Below are 13018 nucleotides of genomic sequence, written 5' to 3'. Positions count from 1 at the left end.
GCGCGGCACTTGTCGATGCGGGTGAAGACGTCGTCGTAGCCGACCGTGTTTCCGTCCGGGTCGACGTAGATCATCGCGCCGTTCACCTGGAACAGCGTGATCATTTCCTCGACATGCGGATCGACGACGAGCGTATGCGTCTCCCCCGGCGCCTCGTAGACATAGCCGCCTTCGGTCGCGACCCAGTCGTGCTCGAGGTAGCGCCACTGGCCCTTCAGCACGAAACCGTGCACGGGCAGCGGATGGCGATGGCGGGACAGGACGCCCGACTTCTTCACCTTGAGCAGGTTCATCCAATAGCCGCGCGAGGCACACAGGAGCAGCGGACGGAACCAGACGTTCTCCTCGACCGGCACCCAGACACGCCCGTCGGTCGGAATGGCGTCCGGGATGACGAGTTCCGGCGGGGATTCCTTCGGCTGCGGATGCTTGTAGGGCACCCATTTCTCGTTGATCGGAGCGTGGGCCATGGCTCTGCTTCCTTCAGACGGTGAGATAGCCGCCGTCGACGGCGAGGATCGCGCCCGTGACGAAACGGGCCGCGGGCGAGGCGAGGAAAACGACGCAGGCCGCGACTTCCTCCGGGCTGCCCCAGCGCGCCATCGGCGTGCGGGACAGGATGGGGGCGGAAAGCTGCGGATCGTCTTGCAGGGCCTGGGTCAGCGGCGTCGCGATCCAGCCGGGCGCGACGGCATTGACCCGGATGCCGTCCGCCGCCCAGGCGGCAGCGAGGCTCTTCGTGAGCTGGCCGACGCCGCCCTTCGAGGCGCTGTATCCTGGGACTCGCGGACCGCCGAAGAAGGTCAGCATGGAGGCGAGGTTGACGACCGTCCCGCCATGCGCGGCGAGCTTGGGCCGGGCCGCGGCGGAGGTCCGCATGGTGCCGTTGAGGTTGATGTCGACGACATCCGCGAAAGCCGCCGGGTCGTGCTCCGCGTCGCGCCGGATCACGCCGGCCGCATTGACCAGCACGTCCAGCCGCGGGCGGCGCCCGATGCAGGCCGCGACGGCCGCGGCCTCGCGCACGTCGAGCACCTCGAAGAGGATGTCCGGATGCATCGCGGCCGCGGCCGCGCGCTCGCCCTCCGTCGCCCCCGTGGCCGTCACCTCGGCCCCGAGCGCCCGGAAGGCCAGCGCGCAGGCCAGCCCGAGGCCGCTCGTGCCGCCCGTCACGAGGACGTCGCGGCCGGCGAAAAGGCCGGAGGCGAATGTCGAGAGAAGGTCGGTCACCTCATCGTCTCCGCAGGTCCCCGCTCGACGGCGCTTGGGGCAGCCTCGCGGCCGGGCAGATTCGACACGGGCATCGGGACCCTCGCCTCCCTATTTCGCCAGCAGCGCGCGATAGATCTGCGCCGTGCTCCCGGCGACATGCGACCAGCTATAGGTCTCTTCGACATGCTGCATCCGGGCGCGGATTTGCGCGTCGCTCGGCGGGTTCGCCGTCTTGGCCTTCATCCCCGCGGCCAGGGCATCGACATCGCCCAGCGGAAAATACTCGGCCGCCGGAAGACCGAGTTCCTTGTTCGCGACGATGTCGCTGGCGAGCACCGGCAATCCGAACGCCATGGCTTCGAGCAGCGCGATCGGCATGCCTTCATGGCTCGACGGCAGAACGAACAGAGCCGCATTGGCGAACAGCTCCGCCAGCCTGTCTCCGGTCTGGAACCCCGTCAGCACGACGCCGGGCACGCGCCGCGCCGCGGCCTCGACCTCGCGCGAATAGGCGGTCTCGAATTCCGCCCCGCCCGCCAGGACCAGCCGCAGGTCGGGATCGCCGCATCTGGCGAAAGCCTCGATCAGGTCGAGATGCCGCTTCTCCGGGACGAAGCGCGCCGCCAGGAGCACATAGCGCTTCGGCCGCAGCGCGAATTCCGCGAGAATGCCGGTCTCGGCCGGGGAATGCCGCACCGTGACGCCGTTCGGGACGAAATTGACCGGGACGCCATAGCGCGAGGCCATCGTCCGCGCGACCTCGCTCGAAATCGCGATCCGGGCCTGCGACAGCCGCATGCCGCAAGACTCGCCGAGCTTCAGCACGCGCCGTGCGAAGCCGCCCCATTTCTGCCGGTCATAGTCATAGCCGTGATGCGTGACGACCACCCTGAGGCCGAGCAGCCGCGCCAGAGGCACGAGCAGGGCCGGGCCGATGGCATGGATGTGGAGGATGTCGGGCCGGCGCCACGCGGCGACCCATACGCCCAGGAAAGTGTGCACGACGGCCTCGAGCGCCATCCGGCGGGGTGCCCAAAGCGGAGACACCCGGATGCCGTTCCACGAGATCGGGGCGGCGTGGGACAGGTAGCGCCTGCGGCCCAGGACCTCGACGGTCCAGCCGCATTTCGCCAATTCTCCGGCGAGCATCTCGACATGCTTCTCGACGCCGCCCTGGACATGGGGGATCCCGCGCAACCCCAGGAAGACGATGCGGCGGGCCGGCCCGTCCCGGGCCGAGGCGGAGGCCGCCTCGCCGGAAGGCGCCTCGAGGGGAAGACTGGCCATGGTCGCCTCCGCCGTCACATTCCAGTCGAGCCCTCGGCAACGCTTCGAGCCGACAGGTTTGCGCGCTCCCCCGGAAGCCCGGAAGGAGGCTCCCCAAGATCATGTGGTTCCGTCACTCTCGATTCCGGTCGCCGGCCCATCCCAGGGGTACAGGGACCGCCGGCCCTCCCGCAAGAGAGGCTTCGCGGGCATCGTCCCGTTTTTGATTCGTTAACCCTGACGGCCGCCCCTCCCCTTGCTCCCGCCTCAGCGGATGAGCGCTCCGTAAAGCTCGAGCGTCCGGTCGCGATAATGCGCCGCGGAAAAATCCCGGACGATCCAGTCGCGGCCCGCCCGGCCCATCCGCGCACGCTCGCCTTCGGAAAGCGTGGCCAGCTCCGTGAGCTTCCCGGCCAGGTCCGCCGCATTGCCGGAGGCGGCGACGAGACCGGTCTCCCCGTCCCGGATCATCTCGGGAATGCCGCCGATCGCGGCGCCGATGACGGGGCGTCCGAGCGCATAGGCTTCGAGAATGCTGATCGGCGCATTCTCATACCATTCGGAGGGGAGAACCAGCGCCCGCGCCTGCCCGATCAGGCGGTGCAGGTCCCGCCCCGAGAGATGGCCGGCGAAAGCCACCTGCGCACCGGTGCTGTCCGCGAGACGACGGAGCGCCGCTTCCTCGGGGCCGGTTCCGGCCAGCACAAGGCGCTGCCTCGCGAGCGCGGCCGCCCGGATCAGGGTCGCGAGCCCCTTTTCCGGCGCAAGCCGCCCGGCAAAGACGAAATAGTCGCCCTCTTCCCAGTCGTTGCGATAGCCCGCCACATCGACGAAGTTGGGAATGTAGACGAGCTGCCCGCGCGGCCAGCCCCATTCCACCAGCTTCTCGATATAGAAGCGGCTCGGAACGACGATCCGGTCGAGCGTCTCGCGGTAGAGACCCAGCAGACGGTGCACCATCGTCTCGACCAGGACCAGCCCGCTCAGAGGAATGGAGTCCTTCACGCATCGATGGCGCAGGACGTTGTAGATGCGCCCGCCCCGGCAATCCTCGCAGACCTTTCCCGCGCGCAGCATCTTGTAGGACGGGCAGGCGAGCTTCAGGTCATGCGCCGTCATCACCACCGGAATCCCCGCGGCCTTCAAGGTGGAGAAGATCGCGGGCGAGAGGTGGTGGTAGATGTTGTGGGCATGGGCGATGGAGGGGCGAGCGGTCTCGATCAGCCGGGAGATGTTTCGCTGCGCCTCGACCGAATAGATGACGCTCGCCGCCTGCGCGATCTTGCGCAGCGGGCTCGTCCGCCGGCCGTACTCGATCTCCGAGACGAAATAGCCGGACCAGGGCGAGGGAAGGTTGTTCTCGTGCTGCATGGCGAAGGCGGCGACATCCCAGCCGATCTGCGAGAACATCGCCATATGGTCGAAAAAGACCGCCTCCGCGCCGCCGCGGCGGTAGAAATAGTTGTTGATGGCCAGGAGGCGCCTTTCAGGCGAATGCGACACGCCTGCCCCCTCACCAGCCGAGCCGGTCGAGGACCCGGTCGACCGGCAGCACGGCGCAGCCCCGCGCCACCGCATGCGCCACCAGGAGATCGAAGGTCTCCGGCGTGCAGCCGTGGGAGGTCGGGCGCGGCGCGATGTCGTGCGTGAAGAACACGAGCCAGCCGGGCGTCCCGGCCACGTCGTCGATCCAGCGCGTCAGGGCGCGCGCCTCGGCTTCCGGCTGGCGGATCTCGACCGCCTTCAGCATCATCGGATCGGTGCGCCCGCGATTGATGGCCTCGCCGGCGCCGCGGCACGTGCGGAAGCGCCGCCGCAGCTCGGGCCGCGCCAGCGGCCACGCCGCATTGTAGGGGAAGGCGAAGTTGCGCGGCGGCCGGGGGACCCCGGCGCCGGCGAGATAGGTGCCGTTGCGGTCCAGATCGGCCGACAGCTCGGCTCGCGAGATGTTCCTGACCCGCCGATGCGAGAACGTATGGCAGCCGACCTCATGGCCCCGCTCGGCGAGTTCCCGGCATCCCTCCGGCGAGATCAGCAGCCGCTCGGGCTCGACCTGCCCCGCGAGGCCGCCCGAGATGTAGAAGGTGCCGCGCACGCCATGCCGCTCGAGGATCGCGGCCCCCTCGTGCAGGGCGCTGTCCGGCACGTCGTCGAAGGTGAAGGAGACCAGCGGGGTTTCGGTCCGGACGGCGCGCCGCGAGCCGGCGAATGTCCAGATCAGCCGGTTCGCCAGCCACTGCTCCAGCCCGCCATGCTTCTCGAGCCTTTCGAGGAGGCTAGGCACGCGCCAGGGCCTCCTGCGGTTCAGCATAGGCGGCAGGCGCCAGGGCGGCCGACGCTTGCAGGTTGAGCCCGTAGATCGCGATCAGGAGGGTCATCCACAATGGGTTGGATCCTTGAAAGAAGAGACTTTCCAAGCATGCGTTGAAAAGGACGTAAAGCCAAATTCGGACAAAGAGTCGGGTAAGATCCGTATGCGCGCTCGCCGCAGGAATGCGCGAGATATGGTAAAGCGGCAGCGCGACAAGCCAGAGCAATGTCAGCGCGAGGCCCGGAACTCCCATCATCAGGATCATTTCCAGATAGGAGTTGTGCGCATGGGCGGCCTGGACCGCCCAGGTCTCGACGAGGCCGCCGCCGTGGACGAGCTGCGAGGTTTGCCAGAACCCCCTTATGCCGTAGCCGGTGAGGGGCTGCTCCTCCACCGCCGAGAATGCGAGGCGCCACACATCCGCACGGTTCGTGAAGGTGGCGTCGATGCCCAGGCTCGACACGAACTCTCCCAGCGGCCTGATGACGGCCGAGCCCACGGCGAAGAGGTTGAAGAGAGCAATGCCGCCAACGACGATCGGAACGCGCAGGACCCGGATCTTCTCGAAGATCCACGCCACGATCAGCACGGCCGGAAGCAGCGCCGTCGATGTCTTGCCGCCCGTATGGGTCAGGAAGAAGAAGGCGAGGCAGGCGATCACGAGGCCGACAGGGCGCGACCAGGCGTTCATCACGAAAATGCCGAAGAAGGTCATGATCGTCATGGCGATCGCAGCGTCGTTCTTGTGCCGGAAGTGACCGCGCCAGAGGCCGGCGGTCATCGGATCGAGAGCCTCGGACGCTTGATGGATCGACAAGGTGGGTTTGAAGACGATGCCGAAATAGGCGACCGACAGGACGATCAGGCAGCCGACGCCGAGCAGCTTCGCGAAATGCTCCTCCGAGCGCGGCAGCAGCAGAAAGACGCTGGCATTGACGATGGCGATGCCGGCCAGGACCATGCCCTTGACGCCCTGGAACGGATATCTGGACACGACGAGCGAAATAAAGCCGAGCCAGATGAAGATCAGCGCCAGCAGCATATGGGGCTGGAAAATGATGCGGCGCAGCGGATGCACCAGGCCGAAGCTGAGCATGCACGCGAAAAGACCGATGGATGCGACCTCGTTCAGCAGGCTCGTTTCCCGCGCCGCCTGATCGAGAACGGGCGGGCCGGTCAGATCGACAAACGGATTCAAGGTGACCCAGGACAGCAGGAAGACGGCCATGAAGAGGACGGTGCCGAAACCGGCCCCCGGCCCCCTGGCCCGTCGTCTCTCCCCCTCGACGATGTCCGGCACGGCGCGCAGCGGTCAGGCCCTCGCCTGCCCGGGCGCGTGCAGGTAGCGCCAGGCGCCGCGCCCCAGGGCGATCCCGACCCCGAGGAAGAGGCCGAGGACGCCGGCCGTGCCGGCCAGGACGAGGGTCCGCGGCGGCCAGCTTCGCGCCTTCGGCACCATCGGACGCGAGATGACGCGGACGTTGCTGGTGTCGATCTGCTGCCGCTCGCTGATCTGCTGCGTGCGGGCGAGATGCGTCTCGTAGAGCGCGGCCTTGGCCCGCGCATCGCGCTGCAGGTTGCGCAGTTGCACCTGCTCCTCGTTGTCGCTGAAGACGGTCGATTTCGCATCGTCGGCCTTGCGGCGCAGCGCCGCGAGGGCGGCGCGGTTGCGCTCGAACTCCGCCCTCGCCTCCTCCAGGATGCGCCTCGCCTCGCGCATCAGGGCCGCCTCGACCGCCTGCTGCTCGGACAAGGCCGTGACCATCTGCGGATGGCGCGCGCCGAGGGTTGCCTGGATCGATCCGATCTGCTGCTTGAGCGTGTTCAGCTGCGCCCGCAAGGTCACCATGGTCGGGGAATCGAAGATCGCCGCGCCGGCGACCCGCCGCTCCGCGAGGGCCGCGCTCATCTGCCTGTAGCGCGCCTCCGACTGGATGACGCGCTGCTGGGCGTCGAGAACCTGGGTGTCAAGCTCGCCGGACACCCGCGCGCTGACGGGCTCGCCGTTGGTCAGCTGCAATCCGCGCGCCCGGCGGAAATCCTCGACCCGCTGCTCCGCCTCGGTGACGTTGCGGCGCAGCTCCTCGAGGCGGTCGTTGAGGGCTTTCACCACCCGGCCGGCGCTTTCGGCAGCCGACTGGAAGAGTTCTGCCTCGAAGGCATTGACGATGGCGTTCGAGATGGCCACGGCCCGCTCCGGGTCCTCGGCCCAGACCTGCATCACGACGACGAAGGAGCGCTCCTCGCGCCGCGCATCGACGCGCTCGGACAGGGCCCGCATCGCCGCGAGCCGGTCGTCGCCCGCGGCCTCCCGCCGGGAAATCAGGTTCCACAGCGGCGACAGCAGCCCCGGTTTGACGAATTCGGGATCATGCGTGAGATCGAGCTTGTCGATCACCCGCGACAGCACGTTGCGCGAGGTCAGGATCCTGAGCTTGCTCTCCACTTCGAGAAGCTGCGCGTCGCGCTGCGGATTCGAGGTGAAGACGTCGTCGCGCACGACGTTGAGGTTCGACGGGTCGATGAGGATATCGGTATAGACCGTATAGCGGCGCGGCGCCGTGACGCCGTAGAACAGCGCGGCGATCAGGCAGAGCACGACGGAGGCGGCGATCCAGCGGCGTCCGGCGCGCAGCCAGGCGAGAATGTCGTCGATGCCGACGCGTCCGAGCTGGCCGAGACGGGCGGTCAGGCTCGTCCCATCGACCACCGTGCCGTCGGAAGCGACCAGGAAGTCGGCAGGGACCCGGTACTTCCGGTTCCGGTCAGCCGGTCGAGGCGTCTGTCGCTGTTCCGCCCCCCTCGGCCCATACATCCCGCTTCGCCCTTAGTATAACTCTCAAGACAGAAGAGACAGTCCGGCTCCCCCGCAACTCTGGCATAAAGCTATGCCATCGCACCTGAATTTTATGTTAAGCCTTGGCGAGTCACACCCTTCGGCCCCTCATTTACCATCCACGTAAATATTCACCGCCGTTAACACCCGGCCCCGCCCGATCGGCTATAGTGACGAAGGAGCCGATCGGCTTCGGAAATGTATCGGCATGTGTGGATTTGTCGGATATGTCGGCGCCGTTCGGGACGGGAGAGCGCTCCTCGAACGCATGACGACGGCGGTCGCTCACCGCGGCCCGGACGAACGGGGCGTCTTCACGGCGCCCGGCGCCGGGCTCGGGCATGCGCGGCTGTCCATCGTCGGCCTCGGCGACGGCCAGCAGCCGATGTCGGACGCCGAAGGCGACCTGACGATCGCCTTCAACGGCGAGATCTTCAACTATGTCGAGCTGCGCGAGCAGCTTCGGGCCCGCGGCCGTCGGTTCCGCACCGCGAGCGACACCGAGGTGATCCTCCATCTCTATGACGAGATGGGGGAGGACTGCCTCTCGCTCCTCAACGGCGATTTCGCTTTCGCGATCTGGGATGCGCGCCGGCGCCGCATGTTTCTCGCCCGCGACCGGATGGGCGTGCGGCCGCTGTTCTACGCGAGGCGCGACGGGCAGTTCTATTTCGCCTCCGAGGTCAAGGCGCTCCTGCAGGTCCCCGGAATAACCGCGGAGATCGATCCCCTCGCCCTCGACCAGATCTTCACCCTCTGGGCGCCGATCGCCCCCCGCACGGCCTTCCGCGACATCTGCGAACTCGAGCCCGCGAGCCTGATGATCGTCGAGGACGGGCGCGTCACGACCCGGCCCTACTGGAGCCTCGACTACCCCGACGCGGGCGCCCCCTCGCGCCATGCGGACGAGCGCGCGGCGGCCGAGGAGCTGCGCGCCCTGCTGACCGACGCCACCCGCATCCGCATGCGGGCCGACGTGCCGGTCGGCTCCTACCTGTCGGGCGGGCTCGATTCCTCCATCGTCGCGGCCCTCGCTACCGGCATGGCGCCCGCGGGGCTCGAGACCTTTTCGGTCACCTTCGACAGCGCGGAGCATGACGAGAGCGCCTTCCAGCTCGAAATGGCGCGGGCGCTCGGCACCCGCCACAGGTCCGTGGCCTGCCGCGAAGGCGACATCGCCGCGATCTTCCCCGAGGTGATCCGCTTCACCGAGCGGCCGATCATCCGCACGGCCCCGGCCCCGCTGTTCAAGCTGTCCCGCCTCGTGCGCGAATCCGGCCTGAAGGTGGTGCTGACCGGCGAAGGCGCCGACGAGGTCTTCGCCGGCTACGACATCTTCAAGGAGAACCGCGTCCGCCGCTTCTGCGCACGCCAGCCGCATTCGCGCATCCGGCCGCATCTGTTCCGCAAGCTCTATCCCTACCTGCCGGGCCTGCGCCAGCAATCGGCGGAATATCTCGCCTCCTTCTTCGGCGCGAAGGGGCATTCCGCCGACGATCCGCTCTATTCGCACCGGCCGCGCTTCGACGGCACGGCGGCGGCGAAGCTGTTCTTCTCCGGGGACCTGCGCGCCCGCCTCGCGGGCTACGATGCGACCGAGGAAATCGTCTCGCTCCTGCCGGACGCCTTCGCGCGCTGGCATCCGCTGCATCAGGCGCAATATCTCGAGGCCCGCTTCCTCCTGCCCGGATATATCCTGTCGAGCCAGGGCGACCGGATGGCCATGGCCCACGGCGTCGAAGGCCGCTTCCCCTTCCTCGACCACCGGCTCGTCGAGTTCGCGGCGAGCCTGCCGCCCGGCATGAAGCTGAAGGGGCTCGTTGAGAAGCATATCCTGCGGGAGGCGACCCGCGACCTGCTTCCCCCCTCCATCGGGCAGCGCACCAAGCAGCCCTACCGCGCACCCGACAGCGCCTCCTTCGTCGGAGCGGCGGCGGATTATGTCGATGCCGCGCTCGGCGAGGCCGCGATCGGTGCGGGAGGGCTCTTCAATCCCAAGGCGGTGGCGAAGCTGCACGAAAAATGCCGCGTGCGCCCCGCCTCGGGCTTCCGGGACAACGCGGCCTTCGTCGGCATCCTGTCGACGCAGCTCTGGCTGAAGACCTTCACGGGCACGGACAGCCGCAGCGCGAAAGCCGCCTGACACCATATGGGAAAGGAACGGACATGTCGGACAGCATCAAGGAGGCGGTGAGGGCCTTCGTCGTCGAGAACTTCCTGTTCGGCGACACGGCCCATCCGTTCTCCGACACGGATTCCCTGATCGAGAACGGCATCATCGATTCCACGGGAGTCCTCGAACTGGTGGCCTTCATCGAGGAGCGCTACGGCGTCGTGGTGGCCGATGCCGACATCGTGCCGGTCAATCTCGATTCGCTGGCGCACATCTCGGCCTTCATCGCCTCGAAGACCGCAACGTCCGCGGCGGCATAGCGGAGAGCAGGTCCATGCGGGTCGAGCAATTCGTCGTCGCCAGTGCCAGGGCTCACGGCGCCAAGACCGCGCTGGTCGCGGGGGGAAGGCGGCTGACCTATGCCGAGCTGGACGATCTCTCCAGCCGGCTGGCCGCCGCGCTCGCCGCGAACGGGGTGAGGCGGGACGACCGCGTTCTCGTCTTCATGGACAATTGCGTGGAGGCGGCCGTCTCGATCTTCGCCGTCCTCAAGGCGGGGGCGACCTTCAGCCCGATCAACGCCTCCACCAAGGCCGACAAGCTCAGCTACATCATCGACGATTCCGAGGCCGCCGCCGTCCTGACGCAGGCGAGGCTCCTGCCGGTCGTGACGCAGGCGCTCGACGCGATCACGGTGCCGCGCCCCTTCGTCGCCTCGACCGAGCCTCCCTCCGGTCGCGTGGCGGCGTTCGAAGATTGCCTGAAGGCGGAGCCCGTCCCGGTCGCGCATCGCGGGATCGACATCGACCTCGCCATGCTGATCTACACCTCGGGCTCCACCGGCCGGCCCAAGGGCGTGATGATGACCCACCGCAATGTGGACGCGGCGGCGGAATCGATCACCACCTATCTGCGCAACACGCCCGACGACATCATCCTCAACGTCCTGCCGCTGGCCTTCGATTACGGGCTCTATCAGCTCCTGATGGCGATGCGGCTCGGCGCCACCCTCGTCCTCGAAAAGTCCTTCGCCTTCCCTCAGGCGATCTTCGAGCGGATCCGCGCCGAGAAGGTCACGGGCTTCCCGCTCGTGCCGACGATGGCGGCGATGATCCTGCAAATGCGCGATCTCGCGCCGGGCTTCCTGCCGAGCCTGCGCTACATCTCGAACACGGCGGCGGCCCTGCCGCCGGTGCACATCGCGCGCCTGCGCGAGCTGCTGCCCGGCGTGCGGATCTATTCGATGTACGGCCTCACCGAGTGCAAGCGCTGCACCTACCTGCCGCCGGAGGAACTCGATCGCCGGCCAGGCTCGGTCGGGATCGCCATTCCGAACACGGAGGCTTTCGTCGTGGACGACGAGGGCCGCGTCGTTCCGCCCGGCGTGGCGGGCGAACTCGTCATCCGCGGCCCGCATGTCATGCAGGGCTACTGGCGCAACGAGGCCGCCACCGCGCGGATCCTGCGCACGGGGCCCTCCCTCTGGGAGAAGCGGCTCCATACGGGCGACCTCTTCCACACCGACGAGGACGGCTTCCTCTATTTCGTCGGCCGCAAGGACGACATCATCAAGACGCGCGGAGAGAAGGTCGCGCCCAAGGAAGTCGAGACCGTGCTGCATGCCCATCCGGGCATCGCGGAAGCCGTGGTGACGGGCGTGCCGGATCCGATTCTGGGCCACGCCATCGCCGCGGTCGTGGTGCTTTCCGACTTGACCTTGAGCGAGCGGGACATCATCCGCCACTGCGCCACCCGTCTCGAGGACTTCATGGTGCCGAAATTCGTGGAATTCCGCACCGAGTTGCCGAAGACGGATTCCGGCAAGGTCAGCCGCAGGCTCGCTGCGGAAACGCTGGGCGGTATGGAATGAATGTCGCCGTGGTCCCGAACATCCCTGCCTTTCCGGCCGACGCGCTGAAGATCGACGGCGCGGCGGAGACCGAGCGCATCGTCGCGGCCTTGCGCACGCAGCTTCGCGACATGCGCAAGCGCGGGCTGGTGCTCGGCCTTTCGGGGGGCATCGATTCCAGCGTCTGCGTCGCGCTGGCGGTGCGGGCGGTCGGGGCGAAGAACGTATTCTGCCTCTTCATGCCGGAGAACGATTCCGATCCCGAAAGCCTCCGGCTGGGGAGGCTGGTCGCCGAGACCTTCGGGGTTGCCTGCGCCGTGGAGGATATCGGGCCGGCGCTCAAGGCCATGGGCTGCTACGAGCGGCGCGACGCCTTCATCCGCGAGCTGGTTCCCGAATACGGATCCGGCTGGGCGTCGAAGATCGTCATCGCCAATTCTCTCACCGGCGGCGGCTACAACATCTCGTCGCTGGTCGTGCAGGACCCGCAAGGCCGGCAGAGCAAGCTGCGCATGCCGCCCCCGGTCTATCTCGGCATCGTCGCCGCGACGAACATGAAGCAGCGCACCCGCAAGCAGATCGAGTATTACCATGCCGACCGGCTGAACTACGCCGTGCTCGGCACGCCGAACCGGCTCGAATACGATCAGGGCTTCTTCGTCAAGAACGGCGACGGCGCGGCGGACGTGAAGCCGATCGCGCATCTCTACAAGAGCCAGGTCTATGCGCTCGCCGCCGAACTCGGCATCCCGGAGGAGATCCGCCGCCGGCCGCCGACGACCGACACCTATTCCCTGGCGCAGACGCAGGAGGAGTTCTACTTTTCCCTCCCCTATGACCGCATGGATCTGTGCCTCTACGGCCTCAATCACGGATTCTCCCCGGCGGAGGTCGGCGTCGCGGCGAAGCTGACGAAGGTCGAGGTCGAGCGCGTCTGGGCCGATATCGCCGCCAAGCGCCGGGCGACGCGCTATCTGCATCTGGGGCCGCAGCTCGTCGAGCCCGTCGCGGAAGTGGCCTGCGGAAACCCGGCATAGCCCCGGAGCATCCGCGCGCGGCGGCCCGCGCCTCACATGCCGGACGCGCGAGGAGGGCGCCCGGCATCCGGCTCGGGCGGGCTTGCGCGGCGGGCTCCGCCCGGCTCCGCCACCTCGATCCCGGCGCCGATGTAATCGGCCAGCTTGTTGCGGAGGGTGCGGATCGAGATGCCGAGGATCCCCGCAGCGCGGGTCCGGTTGCCGTGGCAATGATCGAGCGTGTCGAGGATGAGGTCGCGCTCCACATCGGCGACAGTGCGCCCGACGAGGCCGCGCCTCGCCGCCTCCGCCGGGAGCATGCCTCCGGGAGAGCGAAGCTGCGGCTTGGAGAGAATCGTGCCCAACCGGAACCGTCCTGCCGCGAGCGGTCCCGTGCCCGCCGGAGCCGTTTCGC

At 67.9% G+C, this 13018-nt stretch carries 11 protein-coding genes and 1 pseudogene; 4 read left to right on the top strand and 8 right to left on the bottom strand.

What is annotated here, in order from left to right; all coding sequences use genetic code 11:
* From PKD06_RS02210 to PKD06_RS02180, 7 genes are all read right to left on the bottom strand, one after another.
* Window positions 1-470 (bottom strand): 2,4'-dihydroxyacetophenone dioxygenase family protein (locus PKD06_RS02210; RefSeq protein ID WP_324377305.1); only part of this gene is annotated, 470 nt, incomplete at its 3' end.
* A 13-nt stretch (window positions 471-483) separates the two neighbouring features.
* Window positions 484-1230 (bottom strand): SDR family oxidoreductase, encoded by a 747-nt coding sequence (locus PKD06_RS02205; protein WP_324377303.1) that lies wholly within the window; start codon window positions 1228-1230, stop codon window positions 484-486.
* 90 nt (window positions 1231-1320) lie between these two features.
* Complete coding sequence (locus PKD06_RS02200) at window positions 1321-2499, bottom strand: glycosyltransferase family 4 protein (RefSeq protein ID WP_324377301.1); 1179 nt, start codon at window positions 2497-2499, stop codon at window positions 1321-1323.
* 246 nt (window positions 2500-2745) lie between these two features.
* Window positions 2746-3981, bottom strand: a complete 1236-nt coding sequence (locus PKD06_RS02195) for a glycosyltransferase family 4 protein (RefSeq protein WP_324377299.1) — start codon at window positions 3979-3981, stop codon at window positions 2746-2748.
* Window positions 3982-3991: 10 nt separating this feature from the next.
* Window positions 3992-4762 carry a polysaccharide deacetylase family protein gene (locus PKD06_RS02190; protein WP_324377297.1) on the bottom strand — a complete coding sequence of 257 codons (771 nt, stop codon included), beginning with the start codon at window positions 4760-4762 and terminating at the stop codon, window positions 3992-3994.
* Window positions 4755-6017, bottom strand: coding sequence for an O-antigen ligase (locus tag PKD06_RS02185; protein WP_324377295.1), 1263 nt, complete (start codon window positions 6015-6017; stop codon window positions 4755-4757). Before PKD06_RS02185 ends, PKD06_RS02190 begins: the two co-directional genes overlap by 8 nt.
* Before the next feature lie 84 nt (window positions 6018-6101).
* A complete protein-coding gene (locus tag PKD06_RS02180) occupies window positions 6102-7499 on the bottom strand; it encodes a GumC family protein (RefSeq protein WP_324377293.1) in 1398 nt (465 codons plus the stop codon).
* A 334-nt stretch (window positions 7500-7833) separates the two neighbouring features.
* On the opposite strand from PKD06_RS02180, the gene asnB reads away from it, so the two are divergent.
* Genes asnB through nadE form a run of 4 tightly spaced genes read left to right on the top strand, consistent with a single transcriptional unit; the run spans window position 7834 to window position 12624 of the window.
* Window positions 7834-9768: an asparagine synthase (glutamine-hydrolyzing) gene (gene asnB / locus PKD06_RS02175; RefSeq protein WP_324377291.1), complete on the top strand. Its 1935-nt coding sequence runs from the start codon at window positions 7834-7836 to the stop codon at window positions 9766-9768.
* A gap of 23 nt (window positions 9769-9791) precedes the next feature.
* Window positions 9792-10058 (top strand): acyl carrier protein, encoded by a 267-nt coding sequence (locus PKD06_RS02170; RefSeq protein ID WP_324377289.1) that lies wholly within the window; start codon window positions 9792-9794, stop codon window positions 10056-10058.
* 14 nt (window positions 10059-10072) lie between these two features.
* Window positions 10073-11608 carry a class I adenylate-forming enzyme family protein gene (locus PKD06_RS02165; RefSeq protein ID WP_324377287.1) on the top strand — a complete coding sequence of 512 codons (1536 nt, stop codon included), beginning with the start codon at window positions 10073-10075 and terminating at the stop codon, window positions 11606-11608.
* Complete coding sequence (gene nadE / locus PKD06_RS02160) at window positions 11605-12624, top strand: NAD(+) synthase (RefSeq protein ID WP_324377286.1); 1020 nt, start codon at window positions 11605-11607, stop codon at window positions 12622-12624. The genes PKD06_RS02165 and nadE overlap by 4 nt, the downstream gene beginning before the upstream one ends.
* A 32-nt stretch (window positions 12625-12656) precedes the next feature.
* Here nadE and PKD06_RS02155 read toward each other — a convergent pair.
* Window positions 12657-12914, bottom strand: a pseudogene (locus PKD06_RS02155) (helix-turn-helix domain-containing protein); the annotation flags it as partial.
* Between the last annotated feature and the right edge of the window lie 104 nt (window positions 12915-13018).

Source organism: Enterovirga sp., assembly GCF_035325185.1.
GTDB lineage: Bacteria > Pseudomonadota > Alphaproteobacteria > Rhizobiales > Beijerinckiaceae > Enterovirga.
Note: the sequence above shows the minus strand (reverse complement) of the source record. Positions and strands in the feature narration are given on the sequence as shown.